General features: G+C 65.7%; 22 protein-coding genes. 14 read left to right on the top strand and 8 right to left on the bottom strand.

What is annotated here, in order from left to right:
- Genes I3J27_RS36730 through I3J27_RS36720 form a run of 3 tightly spaced genes read right to left on the bottom strand, consistent with a single transcriptional unit; the run spans position 1 to position 2570 of the window.
- Positions 1–699, bottom strand: a complete 699-nt coding sequence (locus I3J27_RS36730) for a DUF1045 domain-containing protein (RefSeq protein WP_270163686.1) — start codon at positions 697–699, stop codon at positions 1–3.
- 18 nt (positions 700–717) lie between these two features.
- Positions 718–1911 carry an alpha-D-ribose 1-methylphosphonate 5-triphosphate diphosphatase gene (locus I3J27_RS36725; protein WP_270163685.1) on the bottom strand — a complete coding sequence of 398 codons (1194 nt, stop codon included), beginning with the start codon at positions 1909–1911 and terminating at the stop codon, positions 718–720.
- A complete protein-coding gene (locus I3J27_RS36720; RefSeq protein ID WP_270163684.1) occupies positions 1908–2570 on the bottom strand; it encodes a transferase hexapeptide repeat family protein in 663 nt (220 codons plus the stop codon). Before I3J27_RS36720 ends, I3J27_RS36725 begins: the two co-directional genes overlap by 4 nt.
- A gap of 173 nt (positions 2571–2743) precedes the next feature.
- Here I3J27_RS36720 and phnC point away from each other — a divergent pair, with 173 nt between their 5' ends.
- The 4 genes from phnC to phnE (I3J27_RS36700) all read left to right on the top strand — a co-directional run bounded on the left by phnC (position 2744) and on the right by phnE (I3J27_RS36700) (position 6367).
- Positions 2744–3553, top strand: a complete 810-nt coding sequence (gene phnC / locus I3J27_RS36715; protein WP_270163683.1) for a phosphonate ABC transporter ATP-binding protein — start codon at positions 2744–2746, stop codon at positions 3551–3553.
- 63 nt (positions 3554–3616) lie between these two features.
- Positions 3617–4552, top strand: coding sequence for a phosphonate ABC transporter substrate-binding protein (gene phnD, locus I3J27_RS36710; protein ID WP_270163682.1), 936 nt, complete (start codon positions 3617–3619; stop codon positions 4550–4552).
- 85 nt (positions 4553–4637) lie between these two features.
- Positions 4638–5522 carry a phosphonate ABC transporter, permease protein PhnE gene (gene phnE, locus I3J27_RS36705; protein WP_270163681.1) on the top strand — a complete coding sequence of 295 codons (885 nt, stop codon included), beginning with the start codon at positions 4638–4640 and terminating at the stop codon, positions 5520–5522.
- Positions 5519–6367, top strand: a complete 849-nt coding sequence (phnE, locus tag I3J27_RS36700) for a phosphonate ABC transporter, permease protein PhnE (protein WP_270163680.1) — start codon at positions 5519–5521, stop codon at positions 6365–6367. Before phnE (I3J27_RS36705) ends, phnE (I3J27_RS36700) begins: the two co-directional genes overlap by 4 nt.
- 129 nt (positions 6368–6496) lie before the next feature.
- Here phnE (I3J27_RS36700) and phnF read toward each other — a convergent pair whose 3' ends face one another.
- Positions 6497–7225, bottom strand: coding sequence for a phosphonate metabolism transcriptional regulator PhnF (gene phnF, locus I3J27_RS36695; RefSeq protein WP_270163679.1), 729 nt, complete (start codon positions 7223–7225; stop codon positions 6497–6499).
- Between the two features lie 119 nt (positions 7226–7344).
- Between phnF and phnG the strand changes: the two genes are divergently transcribed.
- The 9 genes from phnG (at position 7345) to I3J27_RS36650 (ending at position 14414) form a co-directional block, all read left to right on the top strand.
- Entirely contained in the window at positions 7345–7809 is a 465-nt protein-coding gene (phnG, locus tag I3J27_RS36690; protein ID WP_270172977.1) for a phosphonate C-P lyase system protein PhnG, read from the top strand.
- Between the two features lie 4 nt (positions 7810–7813).
- On the top strand, positions 7814–8422 hold the full coding sequence (gene phnH / locus I3J27_RS36685) for a phosphonate C-P lyase system protein PhnH (protein ID WP_270163678.1): 609 nt from the start codon (positions 7814–7816) through the stop codon (positions 8420–8422).
- Positions 8423–8425: 3 nt separating this feature from the next.
- Positions 8426–9529 (top strand): carbon-phosphorus lyase complex subunit, encoded by a 1104-nt coding sequence (locus I3J27_RS36680; RefSeq protein ID WP_270163677.1) that lies wholly within the window; start codon positions 8426–8428, stop codon positions 9527–9529.
- Positions 9526–10416: an alpha-D-ribose 1-methylphosphonate 5-phosphate C-P-lyase PhnJ gene (locus I3J27_RS36675; protein ID WP_270163676.1), complete on the top strand. Its 891-nt coding sequence runs from the start codon at positions 9526–9528 to the stop codon at positions 10414–10416. The genes I3J27_RS36680 and I3J27_RS36675 overlap by 4 nt, the downstream gene beginning before the upstream one ends.
- A complete protein-coding gene (gene phnK / locus I3J27_RS36670) occupies positions 10409–11200 on the top strand; it encodes a phosphonate C-P lyase system protein PhnK (protein ID WP_270163675.1) in 792 nt (263 codons plus the stop codon). The genes I3J27_RS36675 and phnK overlap by 8 nt, the downstream gene beginning before the upstream one ends.
- 21 nt (positions 11201–11221) lie before the next feature.
- Positions 11222–11920, top strand: coding sequence for a phosphonate C-P lyase system protein PhnL (gene phnL / locus I3J27_RS36665; protein ID WP_270163674.1), 699 nt, complete (start codon positions 11222–11224; stop codon positions 11918–11920).
- 11 nt (positions 11921–11931) lie between these two features.
- Positions 11932–13089 carry an alpha-D-ribose 1-methylphosphonate 5-triphosphate diphosphatase gene (locus tag I3J27_RS36660; protein WP_270163673.1) on the top strand — a complete coding sequence of 386 codons (1158 nt, stop codon included), beginning with the start codon at positions 11932–11934 and terminating at the stop codon, positions 13087–13089.
- Positions 13086–13682 (top strand): phosphonate metabolism protein/1,5-bisphosphokinase (PRPP-forming) PhnN, encoded by a 597-nt coding sequence (phnN, locus tag I3J27_RS36655; RefSeq protein WP_270163672.1) that lies wholly within the window; start codon positions 13086–13088, stop codon positions 13680–13682. The genes I3J27_RS36660 and phnN overlap by 4 nt, the downstream gene beginning before the upstream one ends.
- Before the next feature lie 120 nt (positions 13683–13802).
- On the top strand, positions 13803–14414 hold the full coding sequence (locus tag I3J27_RS36650; protein WP_270163671.1) for a pyridoxamine 5'-phosphate oxidase family protein: 612 nt from the start codon (positions 13803–13805) through the stop codon (positions 14412–14414).
- Positions 14415–14594: 180 nt separating this feature from the next.
- On the opposite strand, the gene I3J27_RS36645 is transcribed toward I3J27_RS36650, so the two are convergent.
- The gene (locus I3J27_RS36645; protein WP_270163670.1) at positions 14595–15326 is read right to left on the bottom strand and encodes an SDR family NAD(P)-dependent oxidoreductase; all 732 of its coding nucleotides are present in this window, start codon (positions 15324–15326) and stop codon (positions 14595–14597) included.
- A gap of 392 nt (positions 15327–15718) precedes the next feature.
- Between I3J27_RS36645 and I3J27_RS36640 the strand changes: the two genes are divergently transcribed.
- A complete protein-coding gene (locus I3J27_RS36640) occupies positions 15719–15922 on the top strand; it encodes a hypothetical protein (protein ID WP_270163669.1) in 204 nt (67 codons plus the stop codon).
- Here I3J27_RS36640 and I3J27_RS36635 read toward each other — a convergent pair whose 3' ends face one another.
- From I3J27_RS36635 to I3J27_RS36625, 3 genes are all read right to left on the bottom strand, one after another.
- Positions 15923–16426, bottom strand: a complete 504-nt coding sequence (locus tag I3J27_RS36635) for a DUF6496 domain-containing protein (protein WP_270163668.1) — start codon at positions 16424–16426, stop codon at positions 15923–15925. It lies immediately after the preceding gene.
- A gap of 69 nt (positions 16427–16495) precedes the next feature.
- Positions 16496–17278, bottom strand: a complete 783-nt coding sequence (locus I3J27_RS36630; protein ID WP_270163667.1) for an alpha/beta fold hydrolase — start codon at positions 17276–17278, stop codon at positions 16496–16498.
- Between the two features lie 4 nt (positions 17279–17282).
- On the bottom strand, positions 17283–18578 hold the full coding sequence (locus I3J27_RS36625) for an O-acetylhomoserine aminocarboxypropyltransferase (RefSeq protein WP_270163665.1): 1296 nt from the start codon (positions 18576–18578) through the stop codon (positions 17283–17285).
- Between the last annotated feature and the right edge of the window lie 72 nt (positions 18579–18650).

Genomic DNA, 18650 nt, shown 5'->3' with positions numbered 1-18650 from the left:
CTACTGCGCCAAGGCCCACTCGCCGATGATGCGGAATCTTGCCGTCGCATCGTCCTGCTTGAACAGCGCGAGCCGATCGATCGCCAGCGCATCGAGCTGCAACGCCGCAAACCGCGCCCTCAGCATCTCCAGAATCGGCCCGCGCCGTTCCGCATCCAGCCGCCCCGTCAGCGTCATGTGGAAGCGGAATTCTTCCATCACGTAGGGATAGCCCCAGCGGTCAAGATAATCGCGCTGCCGTTCGCTCAGCTTGTCGGGCTTGCGCCGCGCACGGTCCTCGGCCGTCAGGTCTGGACGAAAAGAGTCGAATTCGCGAACGCACTCGGCGGCGAATTCTTGCAGCGCACCGACGGGCTCGGCCGGAATGACGGCGATGAAGCCGCTGATGGAATCGACGACCGGCCGGACCACCGGGATCGGCCGCGCCTTGCCGGCGAATGCCGCGCAGACCGCGGCGAGCTCGGTCTCAGTCTTGCCGGACGCCAGCGTCATCGGCGCCTTCAGCGTGCCGTGAAAGCCGTATTTGCGGGGATCGGCGGTGATGTCGCGCCAGTCCGGCGCGACATGCAGTGCCTCATGCGGAAACGAAACCTCGTCGCCCGTATAGGCATCGTAGCCGAGCAGCTCAGCGCCGAAACGGGTGAGGGCGCTGTCACTGCCTGCGGCAAAATAGATCGCGTAGCGGGGAAAACCTGTCATCACCTCAGCATAACCAATTTATGCCGCGACGACAGCCTCGCGCGGCGTCGCCGCCGCTGCGAGCAGCCGTGCCGCATCGGTGAGATGCACGAGCTTGCCGCCGGATATCACGGCGATCAGCCGCGGCCGCAGCTTCACGGTGTCATCGACCAGCAGGATGTCGGCGCGGTATCCTTCGGCGAGCACGCCGCGATCAGTCAGGCCGGTCGCGCGTGCCGGCCCCCCGGAGACCAGATCCCAGGCCTTCGTCAGCGGCACCACGCCATCGGCGGCGAGGCGAAACGCAGCGAGAAGCTGCGCCGGATAATAATAGTCCGACGCCAGCACCGAGCAGAGCCCCTTGGCGATCATGTCGGAAGCCCTGGTCCAGCCGGTGTGGCTGCCGCCGCGCACGACGTTCGGCGCGCCATAGACGATGGCATCGCCGTGGCTTGCCGCCGCCTGCGCCGTCTCCTCGTTGATCGGAAACTCCGCGATCAGCGCGCCCATGGCGCGATACTCCCCGCGCATCGCCGGCGTCGCATCGTCATGCGAGAGCATCCGCACCTCGGCGGCGCGGGCGGCAGCAGCCAGCCGCGAAACGGAAGCCGGCACATCCGCAGCGCGGGATACGACGCGTTCGACCAGCCGGTCGAAATCCTCGCTCGACAGCCCGGTGCGCTCCACCATGCGGTTGCGCTTGCGCGGATTGGAGATGTCGGCAACGACCCCGTCCATGTGGTCGTTGAAGGCGAACAGGTCGACGCGGCCCTCAGTGAGCCACTGGCTCATCTCTTGCTCGGCGTCGAGATTGTAGGTCTCGTGGCGCAAATGGAAGCGGGTGTCGGCGGCGAATTGCGGGCGCTGCCGCTCGATCGCCTCCATCAGGCCGCGCGCGTTGGTTGTGCTGCGCAGGCCCGGCTCCCACGAGCAGGTCGTGGCGTGGAATACAGTGGTGATGCCGTTGCTGATCGCCTGGCGGTCGCTGTCGGCGAGCGCGACGTCGATCGGGAAGTCGACGCCGGCGCGCGGCATCATCTGGCGCTCGAAGGCATCGCCGTGCAGATCGACGATGCCGGGCAGCACCAGCAGGTTGCGTGCGTCGATCGCAAGGCGCGCGCGGCCGCGGGAGGCATCGACCTGCGCTATGTCCATTCCGGAGACGCTGATCGAGGTCTCGACGAGCTCGGCGCCGATCAGAGCCCGACCGCCTTCAAGGAAAATGTCTGTCACGCGATGGCGCTTTTCTTGCTGCTGCGGGAGGAATTTGTCCGTGCTTCATATGTCGCGAGGAAATCTTCAATCCCGAGCCGGCGGAAATCGGGCAGCGCTGCACGCAATTTGTCGTGATCCCAGTCCCACCAGGCGAGGCGTGCGAGCCGGCCGGCGATCTCCTCCGAGAACCGCCGCCGCACGATGCGCGCCGGATTGCCGGCGACGATGGTGTAGGCCGGCACGTCCTTGGTGATGATGGCGCCGGCCGCGATCACTGCGCCGGTGCCGATGTTACGGCCCGGCAGCACGATGGCGCCATGGCCGATCCAGACGTCATGGCCGATATGGACATGATGCTGGCGGCGCCAGTCGAAGAACTCGGCGTCGTCGCTCTCACCTTCGAAGTAGGTGCTCGAACGATAAGTGAAATGCGCCTGCGTCGCGCGGTGCATCGGATGATTGCCCGGATTGATCCGCGTCATGGCTGCGATCGAGCAGAACTTTCCGATGGTGGTGTAGGTGATCTGGGAATCGTTCACGACATAGGAGTAATCGCCCATGGCCACTTCGTGCAGGATGGTGCGCGCGCCGACCTCGGTATAGGCGCCGAGCCTGGTCTCATGGAGCTTCGCCGTGGGATCGATGGTCGGCTGGACCGAAAGGAGCTTGGCGGCCATGTTGCATCCGAAACGCGGGGGCGAGCGCTTCTCTTCGAGCGGCTTGATGACGATGTCATGACGCCGCGATGACAGGGGATGGCGTGTGTTGGATCGCCGCACCGCAATGCACGTGTCACACAAGTGTCAAGCGCCGGCGTTAGCGGTTGGCTCCAGCTACTCTGGAGTCCTGCATGCTGGTGGTTGAAGGTCTGACGTGCCGCTTCGGCGCAAAAGCCGCGGTGGACGACGCTTCGTTTCAAGTCTCCCCCGGCGGCTTCGTCGGTGTGATCGGGCGCTCCGGCGCCGGCAAGTCGACCATGCTGCGCATGATCAATCGCCTGGCGACGCCGACGCAGGGCCGCATCCTGTTCGACGGCCTCGACGTCACGGCGCTGCGCGGCAAGGAATTACGTCAGTGGCGCGCGCGCTCGGCGATGATCTTCCAGCAGTTCAACCTGGTCGGCCGGCTCGACGTTCTCACCAACGTCCTGATGGGGCGGCTCGCGACGATGCCGGCCTGGCGCTCGCTGACGCAGACCTGGCCCGAGCACGACAAGGCGCTGGCGATGTCCGCGCTCGAGCAGTTCGACATCGCCTCGCTCGCCGCCCAGCGCGCCGACCAGCTCTCCGGCGGCCAGCAGCAGCGTGTCGCGATCGCCCGCGCGCTGGTGCAGCAGCCCGACATCATCCTCGCCGACGAGCCGATCGCCTCGCTCGACCCGCGCAACACCAAGATCGTCATGGATGCGCTGCTGCGCATCAACAAGCATTTCGGCATCACCGTGCTCTGCAATCTGCATTCGCTCGATCTGGCCCGCAGCTATTGCGACCGCCTGATCGGCATGGCGCAGGGTCGTGTGGTGTTCGACGGCGCGCCGGCCGCGCTGACCGATCACGTCGCGCGCGAGCTTTACGATCTCGAAGCCACCGATGTCATGGGCGGCATGCCGGTCCCGGCGCCCGAGGGCGTGCCGGCACTTGGAACGGCCGCGGCGGCCTAAGCCGCGCCACCTGTTTTGTTGCAAGTTTTGCGTCAACCGACCCCAACCAATGAAGAGGGTACCATGATCACTCGCAGATTAGTTCTCGCCGGCGCTGCCGCGCTTGCCTTCACCGCCTCCGCTTCCGCCGAAGACTGGAAAGTCAAATATCCCGAGCTGACCTTCGCAGTTGTTCCGGCCGAGAACGCCTCCGGCGTCACCGAGCGCTGGGCGCCGTTCATGAGCTATCTCTCCAAGGAATTGGGCGTGAAGGTCACGCTGCGCATCGCCAACGACTACGCCGCCGTCATCGAAGGCCAGCGCGCCGGCAATATCCACATCGCGAGCTACGGCTCGGCCTCGTTCGCGCGCGCCCGCCTGACCGGCGTCAAGACCGATGCCTTTGCCAACGACATCAACGCCGACGGCTCGACCGGCTATTACTCCGTGTTCTTCGTCAAGGCGAACAGCGCCTACAAGAGCATCGACCAGCTCAAGGGCAAGAACCTCGGCCTCGTCGATCCGAACTCGACCTCCGGCAACAACGTGCCGCGCTTCGAGCTCGACAAGATGGGCATCGCCGACGCTGACGGCTATTTCGGCAAGGTCGTGTTCACCGGCAGCCACGAGAACGCGATGCTGGCGCTGGCGCAGGGCACGGTCGACGTCGCCGCCAACCAGTGGACCAGCGACGACGATTCGACGTTGGCGCAGATGCTGACCAAGGGCATGCTGAAGAACGCCGACGGCTCGCCGATGAAGAAGGACGATTTCCGCATCATCCACAAGTCGGCGGCGATCATCAACGGCCCCTATGCCTATAACTCCGACCTGCCGGACGACGCCAAGGCGGCGATCACCAAGGCGTTCTTCGATGCGCCGGCCAAGGACAAGGTGGCCTTCGATCGCCTCCAGGATGGCCAGAAGAAGGGTTTTCATTCCGCCACCACCAAGGATTGGGATGGCACGATCGAGCTGATCAAGTTCGTCGATGCACTGCGTAAGAAGAAGGCGTCCTGAGTTTTTGGGACGAGCACCTCGAGCCGGGTCGATGGACCCGGCTCTTTCTCTTTTGACCTTTTGATCGGCCACTCTTTTTGATCCGATGACCGTCGCGGTTTCGATCCTCCCCGAGCAACAACTCGCCGTGCTCAACGCCGCCTATCGCCAGGCGGTCGCGCGCAGGCGATGGCGCCTCCTGTTGGGCATTGTGGTCTTTGCTGCCGCGCTGGTGCTCGCCGCGGTTGGCGCCGAAGTGAATTTGCGCACGCTGTTCACCTATTTCGGCAACTTTCTCAGCTATTTCGACCGCATCTTCACGCTCGACAGCGGCCAGCGGGTCTGGACCGATGTCGGCGAGTGGCTCTGGGGCTGGCGCAAATGGCTGAGGATGCTGGGCGAAACGCTGCTGATTTCCTATGTCGGCACGCTGATCGGCGCGACCTTCGCGTTTTGCCTGAACTTCTTCGCGGCTGAAAACACCTCGCCGGCGCCCTGGTTGCGCTTTGTCGTGCGGCGCCTGCTGGAATTCGCCCGCACCGTTCCCGGCATCGTCTTCGCACTGATCTTCGTCATCGCCTTCGGGCTCGGCCCGATGGCCGGCGTGCTCGCGATCGCGATCCATTCCACCGGCGCGCTCGGCAAGCTGTTCTCGGAGATCGTCGAGAATGCCGACATGAAGCCGGTCGAGGGCATCCGCTCGACCGGCGCGAGCTGGCTGTCCTGCATGCGCTTCGCCGTCGTGCCGCAGGTCACCGCGGGCTATGCCAGCTACGCGCTGCTGCGCTTCGAGATCAACGTCCGCGAGGCCTCCGTGATGGGCTTTGTCGGTGCCGGCGGCATCGGCCAGGAGCTCGTCGTCGCGATCCGCAAGTTCTATTATTCGGACGTCAGCGCGATCCTTCTCACCATCATCGTGACGGTCTTCATCATCGACATCACCACCGGCTGGTTGCGCGGCCGCTTGTTCGGCAAGGAGGCGCGGACGTGACGGGGCCGCAGGAGGTCGACACCGCAGCGCTTCGTGCGCGCTACCCCGACGTGTTCGACCGGCCGGCTTCGGCGCGGCTCGCCATGCCGGCGATGATCGTCGCCGCCTTCGCAATCCTGGTCTACGGCCTCGTCGATCTCGACTTCTCGCCGTCGCGATTCTTCAACGGCCTCAGCCAGCTCGGCTGGATCAGCCTGATGATGATCCCGCCGGATCCCGGCTCCTCGCTGCCGATCTATCTGAAGGCGCTGGGTGAGACGCTGTCGATCGCGCTGCTCGGCACCACGCTGGCGGCGGTGTTCGCGCTGCCGGTCAGCCTGCTGGCTGCGCGCAACGTCATCCCCTCGCAGATCCTGCGCTTTCCCGTGCGACGTTTTCTCGATTCGATCCGCGGCGTCGATACGCTGATCTGGGCTTTGGTGTGGATCAACGTGGTCGGGCTCGGCCCGTTCGCCGGCGTGCTCGCCATCGCCGTGTCGGATTTCGGCGCGTTCGGCAAACTGTTCTCCGAGGCGATCGAGGGCGCCGACCAGAAGCAGGTCGAAGGCATCCGCGCCTCCGGCGGCAGCCCGCTGCACGAGATCCGCTTCGGACTCTTGCCGCAGGTTCTGCCCGTGATCGCGGGCCAGGTGCTCTATTTCATCGAATCCAACACGCGCTCGGCCACCATCATCGGCATCGTCGGCGCTGGCGGCATCGGCCTCCAGCTCGCCGAGCAGATCCGCGTGCTAGAATGGCAGAAGGTGTCGTTCCTGATCCTGATGATCCTGGTCGCCGTCGCCGCGATCGATTTCATCTCGGGCAAGCTGCGCTTCGCGATTATTGGGCGCAGGGCGGTGGCCTGATCAAAGGTGCCCGTAGGGTGGGCAAAGGCGCGTCAGCGCCGTGCCCACGAATTTCTCCGACATGATCAAAGTCGTGGGCACGCTTCGCTTTGCCCACCCTACGAGCCCGGTATCGCGGAGAGAGCGCCCTCACGGCTCCACCAAAAACTCCACCCGCTCCGCCGCAAACCGCGAATGCTTCGTCACCAGCGGCTTGCCGTCGAGACCGTGGTCGGTCGCATCGACCACCAGGATCGGTCGTCCCAGCGGAAGATCCAGCCGTGCGGCATCCGTCGCGTCCACGATCCCGGCGGTGATCCGGGTCGCGCCGCGGCGATAGTCGCGCACGCCGTAATGTTCGAGCATTTTCGTCATCGATCGCGTCGCCGCGAACACCTCGCCCGCGCCAGGAAATAGTTCCGCTGACAGCCAAGTGGTGGAAACGCAGATCGGCGTGCGGTCGGCGAGGCGGATCGCCTCGATCCGCACCAGCGGCGCGCCGGTCCTCAATCCCAGTTCCCGCGCCAGTTCGCGGGTCGCGACGTCGTCGGACGCTTCGATCAGCCGGCCCTGCGGCTCGCGGCCGTCGGCGCCGACGATCTCGGAGAAGCGCGTGCGCGAGCGCAAGGGATAGGCGAGCTTCTGCGCCTCGACATAGGTTCCGCTGCCGCGCTCGGCGCGCACGAGGCCGCGCTCGGCAAGCGCTGCCAGCGCGCGCCGCACGGTGTGGCGGTTCACCCGATAGGTTTCGGCGATCTCCACCTCACCCGGCAATTTGTCGCCGGCCGCAAAGCGGCCGTCGGCGATGCCGCGCTCGATGCCGTCGGCAACGAGGCGCCACAGCGCGACGCCCGACGATGCAGTGTCTTGCATGCTCATATCGCCGGTCAGCCTAGCCCAGAAATCACGCCTTTGTCACGAAACAGTCATGGCGCTTGCGTATCAAGTTGTCTAGTATCATAGACAACTTGGATTCGGCAAGTTCTGTCACAAGCTCGGTGGATTTGGTGACCCAGCACAACAACCAGCAAGCCCAGCGCCAGGCCGCGATGGCCGTGCTGGCGCACGCGGAGGCGGGCGAGATCGCCGCTCGCCTCCGCGCTCTCGCTCTCCCGGCCCATCAGGATCTGCGCGCGCCGGAAAACGGCCTCGTCATGCTGCGCGGCCGGGTCGGCGGCGACGGCGCGCCGTTCAATCTCGGCGAAGCGACGGTGTCGCGCGCCGCGGTGCGGCTCGCCAGCGGCGAGGTCGGCTTCGGCTATGCGCTGGGGCGCGATGGCGAGAAGGCGCGGCTGATCGCATTGTGCGACGCGCTGGCGCAGTCGCGGGATTTTGAAACGGCCGTGGAGCGCGACGTGATCGCGCCGTTACGGGAGCAGCTTATGGTCAAGCGCAAGCAGGCGGCGGCCGAGACCGCTGCGACGAAGGTTGATTTCTACACCATGGTGCGCGGTGAGGGGTGAGATCATGACCACGATTGCGGAATTGCCGCCGGGGTTCGCCGACAAGGTGTTGTCGGCGCAATCGACCTTTCGTTCGGTCATGGACGCGATGGCGCGACCGGGCTCGGTCCAGCGCATCGTGCCGATGGCGGGAGCGCCCGGATTGATGATGCGCGGCACCGCTGCGATCGCGCTGACGCTGTTCGACCACGACACGCCGCTGTGGCTCGACGCACGGATGGCCGAAAGCCCCGACGTCGTGAAATGGCTCAAGTTCCACACCGGCGCGCCGGTCGTGCAGGACTCCTCGATCGCGAGCTTCGCGCTGATCAGCGATGGCGTCCTGTTGCCGACGCTCGAGCGCTTCGCGCTCGGCACCAACGAATATCCGGATCGTTCGACCACGGTGATCATTCAGATCGAGAGCCTTGATTCAGGGCGCAGCTTCGAGCTGCGCGGCCCCGGCATCGACGGCGTCGCAATGCTCCAGGCCTCGGTCAAGCCTCTCGACCTGTTCGAGCGTCTGCGCATGAACGAGGCGCTGTTTCCGCGCGGCATCGACGTGGTGCTGGTCGCCGATGACGCCGTGGTCGCGATCCCCCGCACCACGCGCGTCGTGAGCAAGGAAAGCTGAAGCATGTATGTCGCAGTCAAAGGCGGCGAACGCGCCATCGAGAACGCCCATCGCCTGCTCGCCCATGCGCGGCGCGGCGACCAGACCGTTCCCGAGGTCACGCTCGACCAGATCTCGGAGCAGCTCGGCCTCGCGGTGGACCGCGTCATGAGCGAAGGCTCGCTCTACGACCGCGAGCTCGCGGCGCTGGCGATCAAGCAGGCGCGCGGCGATCTGATCGAGGCGATCTTCCTGGTCCGCGCCTTCCGCGCCACGCTGCCCCGCTTCGGCGCGAGCGAGCCTGTCAACACCGGCGCGATGCGCGTGCTGCGGCGGGTGTCCGCGACCTTCAAGGATATTCCCGGCGGCCAGATCCTCGGGCCGACCTTCGACTACGCGCATCGCCTGCTCGATCCTTCGCTGGCCGAAGGCTTCGTGCCTGAGGTGCCCGCGACGTCCGATGCATCGACCGCGCCGACGCCGCGTGTCACCGATATTCTCGGCCGCGACGGGCTGATCGAATCCTCGCCGCAAGCCGAGGACGGCGCCAGCGTCGGCGATCTCACCCGCGAACCGCTGAACTTTCCGGCTGATCGCGACCTGCGCCTGCAAAATCTCGCGCGCGGCGACGAGGGCTTCCTGCTGGCGATGGGCTATTCCACCCAACGCGGCTATGGCCGCAACCACCCCTTCGTCGGCGAGATCCGCTTCGGCGAGGTCGAGGTCGAGTTTTTCGCCGAAGACGTCGGCTTCGCCGTGCCGCTCGGTTCGATCGAGCTGACCGAATGCCAGATGGTCAACCAGTTCAAGGGTTCTGCGACGGAAGCGCCGTGCTTCACCCGCGGCTATGGCCTCGCCTTCGGCCAGAGCGAGCGCAAAACCATGTCGATGGCGCTGGTCGACCGCGCGCTGCGCGCCCGCGAGCTCGGTGAAGAGGCCGTGGCCCCCGCGCAAGATGAAGAATTCGTGATGTCGCATTCGGACAACGTCCAGGCGACCGGCTTCGTCGAGCATCTGAAGCTGCCGCACTATGTCGACTTCCAGTCCGAGCTCGGCCTGCTCCGCAAGCTGCGCAAGGAATTTGCCGAGGCCAATGCGCCCGATGCCATGAAGGAGGCCGCGGAATGAACGCGCCCGCCTACAATTTCGCCTATCTCGACGAGCAGACCAAGCGGATGATTCGCCGCGCCATCCTGAAGGCGATCGCGATCCCCGGCTATCAGGTGCCGTTCGCCAGCCGCGAGATGCCGATGCCCTATGGCTGGGGCACCGGTGGCGTGCAGGTCACCGCCGCGATCCTCGGCCCCGACGACGTGCTGAAGGTGATCGACCAGGGATCGGACGACACCACCAATGCGATCTCGATCCGAAAGTTCTTCGCCAAGACCGCGGGCGTTGCCACGACGACGGCGACCGAAGACGCGACCGTGATCCAGACCCGCCACCGTATCCCCGAGACGTCGCTGCACGCAAACCAGGTTCTGGTCTATCAGGTGCCGATCCCGGAACCCCTGCGCTTCCTCGAGCCGCGCGAGACCGAGACGCGGCGCATGCATGCGCTCGCCGAATACGGCCTGATGCATGTGAAGCTCTATGAAGACATTGCCCGCTTCGGCCACATCGCGACGGCCTACGCCTATCCGGTGAAGGTCAACGCGCGCTACGTGATGGACCCGTCGCCGACGCCGAAATTCGACAATCCCAAGATGGACAATTCCTCGGCGCTGCAGCTGTTCGGCGCCGGCCGCGAGAAGCGGATCTACGCGATCCCGCCCTACACGCAGGTGGTGTCGCTCGATTTCGAGGATCATCCCTTCGAGCCGTACCGCTTCAACGCGCCCTGCGCGCTGTGCGCCGCCGAGAATTCCTATCTCGACGAGATCGTCACCGACGACCAGGGCGGGCGCATGTTCGTCTGCTCGGACACGGATTATTGCGAGGGTCGTCAGGCCGCCGGCCATCACGGCAGCCTTAGCGCCGCGCCATACAAGGAGAAGGCGGGCTCCCATGGCTGATGCTCTCGAAAACGATCAGCCGCTGCTGGTCGCAAATTCCCTCAGCAAGTCCTATGGCCGCATCGCCGCGTGCCGCGACGTGTCGTTCGCGCTCTATCCCGGCGAAGTGCTGGCGATCGTCGGCGAATCGGGCTCGGGAAAGTCGACGCTGCTGCAAATGCTGTCGGGCCAGCTCGCGCCGAGCGCCGGCCAAGTCTCCTATCGGATGCGCGACGGAATCACCCGCGATCTCACCACGCTCGGCGAAGCCGAGCGGCGCTTCCTGTTCCGCACCGATTGGGGCTATGTGCACCAGGATCCCGCGCAGGGCCTGCGCATGGCGGTGTCGGCCGGCGCCAATGTCGGCGAGCGCTTGATGGCGGTGGGCTGGAATCACTATGGCCGCATCCGCGACAGCGCCTCCGACTGGCTGACCCGCGTCGAGATCGACATCGCGCGCATCGATGATGCGCCGCGGACCTATTCCGGCGGCATGCGCCAGCGCCTCCAGATCGCCCGCAACCTCGTCACCGAGCCGCGGCTGGTGTTCATGGACGAGCCGACCGGCGGCCTCGACGTCTCCGTGCAGGCGCGCCTGCTCGACCTCGTGCGCAGCCTCGTCGCCGAGCTGCATCTCGCCGTCATCATCGTCACCCACGATCTCGCGGTCGCGCGGCTGTTGTCGCACCGGGTGATGGTGATGAAGGGCGGCCGTGTCATCGAGACCGGTCTCACCGACCAGGTGCTCGACGATCCCCGCGAGCCCTATACCCAGCTCCTCGTCTCCTCGATCCTGCCGCCATAAGCTTACAACATGAGCCAGCCAATGACCGCCATGATCGAAATTGCCGACGCGAAAAAGACTTTTACGATGCATCTGCAGGGTGGCATCGAGCTGCCTGTCGTCAGCGGCGTGACCTTCCACGTCAATCCCGGCGAGTGCGTCGTGCTGTCGGGGCCATCAGGCGCCGGCAAATCGTCGATCCTGAAGATGATCTTCGGCAATTACCGCTGCGACTCCGGCCGCATCGGCATCCGCCATCGCGGCGCAGTGGTCGATCTCGCCGCCGCCGAGCCGCGGCAGGTCCTCAACATCCGCCGCGCGACCATCGGCTATGTCAGCCAGTTTCTGCGCGCGGTGCCGCGCGTTGCGACCATCGACGTCGTCGCCGAGCCGCTGATTGTCAACGGCATGGCACGCGCCGATGCGCAAGTCCGCGCAGGCGAGCTGCTGCACCGCCTCAATATCCCCCAAAGGCTCTGGCAGCTTCCGCCCGCGACCTTCTCCGGCGGCGAGCAGCAGCGCGTCAACATTGCGCGCGGCTTCATCTCGGACCTGCCGATCCTGCTGCTGGACGAGCCGACCGCTTCGCTCGATGCCGCCAACCGCGCGGTGGTGGTCGAGCTGGTCGCTGAAAAGAAGCGCCAGGGCGTCGCCATGGTCGCCATTGTCCATGACGACGAAATCCGCCATTTGATTGCCGACCGTATCGTCGACGTCACCAGCTTTGCCGCCGCGGCCTGAAGGAAATTGAAATGAACGCCAAGCCGAAGGAATCATTGATCGCCAACGCCAGGATCGTGCTGGCGGACCGGGTGATCGAGCAGGGCTGGCTCGCTCTTGCCGATGGACGCATCGCCGAGATCGGCGAGGGCAGGGCGCCTGCGGGCGCAGAGGATGCCGGCGGCGACCTGATCATGCCCGGCCTGATCGAGCTCCACACCGATCATCTCGAAGCGCATTACGTGCCGCGGCCAAAAGTGTTCTGGAATCCGGTCGCAGCCGTGATCTCCTATGACGGCCAGCTCGCAACGTCGGGCATCACCACCGTGTTCGATTCGCTCCGGGTCTGGCGCGAGGACGGCGCCGAGGAAGTCGACGGCCGCGCCGGCGTGCTCGCCGCCGCGATCACGACCGCGCGCGAGGCCGACCTGCTGCGCGCCGATCACTTCCTGCATCTGCGCTGCGAAATCCCGATGCCGAGCGTGGTCGAGGAGGCCAGGGAGCTGATCGACCGGCCCGACGTCAAGCTGATGTCGCTGATGGATCACACGCCGGGCCAGCGCCAGTTCCGCGACGAGGTCAAGCTGCGCGACTATTACCGCGGCAAGGGCGGCGGCAAGACCGATGTCGAGCTCGACGAGCTGTTCGCCAAGCGCTTCGAATATCAGAGGCTCTATGCTGCGGCCAACATGCGCGAGATCGTGTCGCTCGCGCATGAGTACAAAATTCCGCTCGCCAGCCACGACGACACCACCGAGGAGAACGTCGCGGACGCCGTGCGCGATCGCGTCTCGGTGGCGGAATTCCCGACCACGCTGGAGGCCGCGCGCGGCCTGCACCAGGCCGGCATCGACATCCTGATGGGCGCGCCGAACGTCGTGCGCGGCGGCTCGCACTCCGGCAACATCGCCGCGGTCGATCTCGCCCGCGAAGGCCTGCTCGACATCCTGTCGTCGGATTACATCCCGTCGAGCCTGCTGATGGCCGCGCTGCAACTGCCCGAGCATGTTCCCGCCATCAGCCTCCCCGCGGCGGTTCGCACCGTGACCAAGGCGCCGGCCGAGGCGGTCGGCCTCACCGACCGCGGCGAGGTCGCAATCGGCAAGCGCGCCGATTTGATCCGTGTCCACATTGCCGGCAGCGTTCCCGTCGTCCGCAGCGTCTGGCGTGAGGGAAGCCGCGTCGCATGAGCGAGACCGCGACCATGGCACAGGACGAAGCTGGCCGGATCGGACCCGGGCGGCTCGTGCTCGTGGTCGGTCCCAGCGGCGCCGGCAAGGACACGTTGTTGCGGCTCGCGCAAACCGCCTGCATCGATGATCACAATGTCGTCTTCCCGCGCCGTGTCGTGACCCGCGAATCCTCCGCCGACGAGGACAATCTGGCGATGAGTCACGACGACTTCCGCCGCGCGCGCGAGCACGGCGATTTCGCCGTGCATTGGGAGGCGCACGGGCATTCCTATGCTTTGCCGCTGGACATCAATGACGACATCCGGGCCGGGCGCGCGGTCGTCGCCAATGTCTCGCGCACCGTGATCGGCGCGCTGCGCCAAGCCTATGCCAACGTCGTCGTGGTCGCAATCACGGCACCGCCGGATGTGCTGGCGCAGCGGCTTGCCGCGCGGGCCCGGCACAGCGACGGCAACATCGCCGACCGCCTCGCACGCAGCGTCGACGATATGGCCGCGCAAGCCGATGTCACCATCCTCAATGCGGGCAGCGCGGACTATCACAGCCGCCACCTCGTGCGGGTGATCAGGAACGAAGGCTGGCAAGACTAGAGCGTTTTCAAGCGAAGTGGATAACGGTTCGCGTTAAGAAAACGCGTCAAAACAAGAATCTAGAGCTTCGTTCCGATCCCATCGGAACAGAGCTCTAGCCAGTGTAACCAGGAGCACGGAATGTCGGTGATTGAAACGGTCGAACAGCTCGAGGCCATCTACGGCGTCACCAATGACGCCTCGACCGTCAAAGTTGCCGACCATGTCACGCCGCTCTACCGGATCTACATCGAGAAGGCGCCGTTTGCGGCGCTTGCCACCATCGGGCCCGAAGGCATCGACTGCTCGCCGCGCGGCGATCTCCCCGGCTTCGTCCGCATCCATGACCCGAAGACGCTGATGCTGCCGGATCGCCGCGGCAACAACCGCGTCGATTCCCTGCGCAACATCGTGCGCGACCCCAGGGTGTCGCTGATGTTTCTGATCCCCGGCTCCGGCAACGCGGTGCGCGCCAACGGCCGCGCGCATCTCTCCGTCGATCCCGAGCTGCTGGCCTCGTTCAAGGTGGAGGGCAAGGCGCCGCGCAGCGTCATGGTGATGCGTGTGGACGAAATCTACTTCCAGTGCGCTCGCGCCATCGTCCGCTCCGACCTCTGGAATCCCGACAAGCGGATCGATCCGAAGACGCTGCCGACGCCGGGCCAGATTCTTGCAGAGATGAGTGCGAACACAGTCGGCGGTGCGGACTATGATCGCGCCTGGCCGGAGCGGGCTGCTGCGACGATGTGGTGATGGTCCGCGCTCTCCCGTCTCCCCGCTCTTGCGGGGAGAGGGCGGGGCGAGGGGCCTCTCTCCGCATGAGAGCTCGTCGAGAGACCTGTACCCCCTCACCCGCCGCGCTCTGCGAGCGCGTCGACCTCTCCCCGGAAGCGGGGCGAGGTGAAGAGGGCGCGCGCCGCGGATACTGTTCTCTCAGTTAAACGCCATCCCGCCGCTCAGTGCGACCGTCTGCCCGGTCATGTAGGCGTTGTCGACCAGCAGCATCACCGCTTTCGCCACCTCCTCCGCCGTGCCGAAGCGTCCGAGCGGGATGCGGCTGACGAGCTGCTTCTGGCCGCTCATCATGTCGGTCTCGATCAGCGACGGTGCCACCGCGTTGACCGTGATGCCGTCCTTGACCAGCCGCGCCGCATAACCTCGCATGAGGCCCTCCATGCCGGCCTTGGATGCGTTGTAGTGCGGCCCGATCGAGCCGCCGCCGCGCGCCGCGCCGGAGGAGATGTTGACGATACGGCCCCATTTCCGGGCGCGCATCGCCGGCAGCACCGCTTGCGTGCACAGGAAGACCGATTTCAGATTGACCAGCATGGTGCGGTCGAAATCCTCCTCGGTGAGGTCGTCGAGGCTGCGCGTGATGGCGATGCCGGCATTGTTGACCAGGATGTCGATGGGGCCGAGCTCGGCCGTGATTCGTTCGACCATGCCGGCCACGGCGTCGCGTCGCGACACGTCGGCAGCGATTGCGATGGCACGGCCACCTTGCTTGACGATCTCGCTCGCCAGTTGCTCGGCTTGTCCGATCTGCTCGCGGCAATTGATTGCCACGGCCGCGCCTGATGCCGCGAGTGCACGACAGACAGCCGCGCCGATCCCGCGCGAGCCGCCGGTGACGAGCGCCGTGCGTCCCTTCAAGTCATCCGCCATGTCCGGTCCTCCCGAATTGTCTGCCTGGTGGCTGCTGCAGCGTATCATGCGATCCGCGCGCCGGTGTTGAACTCATCGCGAGATGAATCCGGCTGTCAGCGCTCGCGGCGGGAGAAGCGCCCCTGCGTGCTCATCTCGAATATGGATAGCCATTTCATTGACCAGACGCGCCGATCGCTCGATATTCGGAGCATTGAAACTGCTCCTTGAGCTTGATGCCGCAATGAGAACCGATCACCAGCGCAATCAGAACGACATGCATGCGTGCATGGCGCGGCGCTGTTTCTCGGCGGCTACGGGCGCCTGTTGTCGTTGCTGACCGCGTCCCAGCAACTTTTCACGCAGCCCAAATCCTCAAGACAGGAACGTCGAACTTTGGCGAACGAGCAGTCATGTCCCAATCCCAGTCGAACGCCTACATTATCGAAATCCACGACCGCGCCGCCGGCATCGTCACGCGAGACGAGCGCGGCTTCCGCTTCTTCTCCTCCGAACGTCTGTTCGACAGCCTCGAAGGCCGCCAGTTCCGCTCGGCGCGCGCAGCTGAGCGCGCCGCCCACGCCGTGTTCTCCGAGCGGAGCCGTCGTCCAAGCTGATCAGCTCCGGCGGCGCGCCCTGGTGCGCGCCGCCTTCTTTGCGGCGGTGGAGCGGACCTTGGCACCCTTGGTGTGGCTTGCCTTGCGCGCGGCGGCCGAACGCGATGCCGCGGTTCGCCGGCTGGCGGCGTTCTTCGCCTGTTTCGACAGCGCGCTGCGCGATGCGGTCGAGCGCGGCCCCTTCTTCAACACGCCTTCGACGGCGCGCGACACGCGCGGCCGGCGCTTCGGGGTGCGTTTGCCCTGGCCGACGTCATAAGCGTATTTGGCGCTGCGGCGCGTCGATTTTTTGGTGCGTCCCTTGCGCGGCGGCGGCAGATCGACACCGGCGCGGCGCGCCTCGGAGAGGCCGATGGCGATGGCCTGTTTCGTCGAGCGTGCGCCGTGCTTGCCTTTACGGATCCTGTCGATCTCGTCCTTGACGAATTCGCCGGCTTGCGTGCTGGCTGATTTTCCGGCGCGCTTGTCCTGCCTGGCTTTGCGGATGATGTTCTGCCTTGGCATGAGTCGAGTTCCCTTCAAAAATCAGAGGGATGTCTCGGCGCAACGCGTAAGGCCGACGATTGATCCTTTTCAGTTCCGCAGCGCCGCCAGCAATTCATCCGGGCGCTCGGCCATGATCATGTGGCCAGCGCCCGGCACCACGACAGTCTTCGCATGCGGGATCGCCGCCGCGAGCGCCTTGCCCGCCTTCGCTGGTGTCATCATGTCCCGCTCGCCGAGGATGAGGGTCGTCGGCACCTTCACGTTCGCGGCAGCGTTGAGCGCATTTGCGTAAGCGTTGCAGGCCGTCAAATCCCTGAACAGCACGCCAGGTTCGCAAGCCTGAAGCACGGCCTGCGCGCCGCCGTGCATCCACAGGCCCGGCGCGAGGCTGCCGCCGAGCTCGGCGTTGAAGCCAAGGCCCCAGATCGAAACCATGTCGTTTGCGTCCTGCGAATTGGCCTCAGCCGCTTTCAGCAGATCAGGGCCGACCGTCATGGTTGCGGCCGTGCCGATCAGGCTTAGCGCGGAGACCTTGTCGGGATGCCGCGCGGCGGTCTCCAGTGAGATCAGCGATCCCATGGAATGGCCGATCAGATGCGCCTTCGCGGCCCCCGCGGCATCGAGCAACGCCGCCGTCCAGTCCGCCATTTCGGCGATACTGCCAAGTGAAGGCCCAGGAGATCGGCCGTGGCCGGGCATATCAGGCGCCAGCACGGCAAAGCCGTGATGGGCGAACCAGCGCGTGTGCAGCGCCCAGGTCGAATGATCGAAGCCGGCGCCATGGAGGAAGACGACCGCGGGCAGCGACTTGTCGAAGTCGCGGCCGCCCGTTGCGGCAAACACCTCAAGGCCGTTGACGGAAAGCTTCATGGCGTCAGACCTTTTGCGAGATGCGCAGCGCCTGCGCGAGATCGTCGATGATGTCAGAGGCCGTCTCGATGCCGACCGACAGCCGCACCAGCTCCTCGCCGATGCCGGCCGCCTTGAGCTGCGCGGCGTCCATCTGCTGATGCGTGGTCGAGGCGGGGTGGATCACCAGCGTCTTGGCGTCGCCGACATTGGCGAGATGGCTGATCATGCGCAGGGACTCGATGAACTTGCGCCCCGCGGGCCGTCCGCCCTTGATGCCGAAGGAGATGATCGAGCCGGCGCCGCGCGGCAGCAGGGTCTTTGCGAGCTGATAGTCGGTGTGGTCCTCAAGCGAAGGATGCAGCACCCAGTCGACGGCCTTGTTGGCTTTCAACGCCTCCAGCACCAGATGCGTGTTCTGCATGTGGCGGTCCATGCGCACCCCTAACGTCTCGACGCCCTGGAGAAGCTGGAACGCGTTGGTCGGCGACAGGCAGGCGCCGAAGTCGCGCAGGCCTTCGGTGCGCGCGCGCATGATGAAGGCCGCCGTGCCGAACTGCTCGTCGAAGACGATGCCGTGATAGCCGCCATAGGGCTCGGTCAGGACGGCGAATTTGCCGGAGCCGCGCCAGTCGAAGCGGCCGCCGTCGACGATGGCGCCGCCGATCGCGATGCCGTGACCGCCGATCCATTTGGTCGCCGAATGCATCACGATGTCGGCCCCTAACTCGATGGGCCGGCTGAGATAGGGCGTGGCAAAAGTGTTGTCGATCAATAGCGGAATCTTTGCCTCATGCGCGATCGCCGCGACCTTGGGAATATCGAGCACCTCGAGGCCGGGATTGCCGATGGTTTCGCCGATCACGAGCTTGGTGTTCGACTTGATCGCCGCGCGGAACGCGTCGAGGTCGCGCGGCTTGACGAAGGTCGTGGTGATGCCGAAGCGCGGCAGCGTGTGCGCCAGGAGGTTGATGGTGCCGCCATAGAGCGAACTCGACGCCACGATGTGGTCGCCGGCGTTGAGCAGCGTCGCGATGGCCAGATGCAGCGCGGCCATGCCGCTCGCGGTGCAGATCGCGCCGACGCCGCCTTCGAGCGCTGCCAGCCGCTCCTCCAGCACGCCGGTGGTCGGATTGGAGATGCGCGTATAGATGTGGCCGGCGCGCTCGAGGTTGAACAGCGCGGCGGCGTGGTCGGAATCCTGGAACACGTAGGACGTGGTCTGGTAAATCGGCACCGCGCGGGCCCCGGTCGCGGGATCCGGATGCTGGCCCGCATGCAGGCTCAGGGTCTCGAAGGCAGGCGGTTTTGGCGCGGGCATGCGTGGCCTCGTTGGTCGGTCGCGAGGCGGCTCTTGTGCCACAAAACGGCGCGGGACGTCAGCCCATTGACA

This window comes from Bradyrhizobium xenonodulans (assembly GCF_027594865.1).
Taxonomy (GTDB): Bacteria; Pseudomonadota; Alphaproteobacteria; order Rhizobiales; family Xanthobacteraceae; genus Bradyrhizobium; species Bradyrhizobium xenonodulans.
This window is presented reverse-complemented; position numbering and strand designations above follow the sequence as displayed.

Excerpts from the sequence above, each read along its gene's own strand:
- I3J27_RS36640 (WP_270163669.1), top strand. The coding sequence starts at position 15,719 with ATGTCCCAATCCCAGTCGAACGCCTACATTATCGAAATCCACGACCGC.
- I3J27_RS36645 (WP_270163670.1), bottom strand. The coding sequence starts at position 15,326 with ATGGCGGATGACTTGAAGGGACGCACGGCGCTCGTCACCGGCGGCTCG.
- I3J27_RS36625 (WP_270163665.1), bottom strand. The coding sequence starts at position 18,578 with ATGCCCGCGCCAAAACCGCCTGCCTTCGAGACCCTGAGCCTGCATGCG.
- I3J27_RS36730 (WP_270163686.1), bottom strand. The coding sequence starts at position 699 with ATGACAGGTTTTCCCCGCTACGCGATCTATTTTGCCGCAGGCAGTGAC.
- phnE (WP_270163681.1), top strand. The coding sequence starts at position 4,638 with ATGACCGTCGCGGTTTCGATCCTCCCCGAGCAACAACTCGCCGTGCTC.
- I3J27_RS36635 (WP_270163668.1), bottom strand. The coding sequence starts at position 16,426 with ATGCCAAGGCAGAACATCATCCGCAAAGCCAGGCAGGACAAGCGCGCC.
- phnN (WP_270163672.1), top strand. The coding sequence starts at position 13,086 with ATGAGCGAGACCGCGACCATGGCACAGGACGAAGCTGGCCGGATCGGA.
- I3J27_RS36660 (WP_270163673.1), top strand. The coding sequence starts at position 11,932 with ATGAACGCCAAGCCGAAGGAATCATTGATCGCCAACGCCAGGATCGTG.
- I3J27_RS36650 (WP_270163671.1), top strand. The coding sequence starts at position 13,803 with ATGTCGGTGATTGAAACGGTCGAACAGCTCGAGGCCATCTACGGCGTC.
- I3J27_RS36675 (WP_270163676.1), top strand. The coding sequence starts at position 9,526 with ATGAACGCGCCCGCCTACAATTTCGCCTATCTCGACGAGCAGACCAAG.
- phnC (WP_270163683.1), top strand. The coding sequence starts at position 2,744 with ATGCTGGTGGTTGAAGGTCTGACGTGCCGCTTCGGCGCAAAAGCCGCG.
- I3J27_RS36720 (WP_270163684.1), bottom strand. The coding sequence starts at position 2,570 with ATGGCCGCCAAGCTCCTTTCGGTCCAGCCGACCATCGATCCCACGGCG.
- phnF (WP_270163679.1), bottom strand. The coding sequence starts at position 7,225 with ATGAGCATGCAAGACACTGCATCGTCGGGCGTCGCGCTGTGGCGCCTC.
- I3J27_RS36680 (WP_270163677.1), top strand. The coding sequence starts at position 8,426 with ATGTATGTCGCAGTCAAAGGCGGCGAACGCGCCATCGAGAACGCCCAT.
- phnH (WP_270163678.1), top strand. The coding sequence starts at position 7,814 with ATGACCACGATTGCGGAATTGCCGCCGGGGTTCGCCGACAAGGTGTTG.
- I3J27_RS36630 (WP_270163667.1), bottom strand. The coding sequence starts at position 17,278 with ATGAAGCTTTCCGTCAACGGCCTTGAGGTGTTTGCCGCAACGGGCGGC.
- phnK (WP_270163675.1), top strand. The coding sequence starts at position 10,409 with ATGGCTGATGCTCTCGAAAACGATCAGCCGCTGCTGGTCGCAAATTCC.
- phnD (WP_270163682.1), top strand. The coding sequence starts at position 3,617 with ATGATCACTCGCAGATTAGTTCTCGCCGGCGCTGCCGCGCTTGCCTTC.
- phnL (WP_270163674.1), top strand. The coding sequence starts at position 11,222 with ATGACCGCCATGATCGAAATTGCCGACGCGAAAAAGACTTTTACGATG.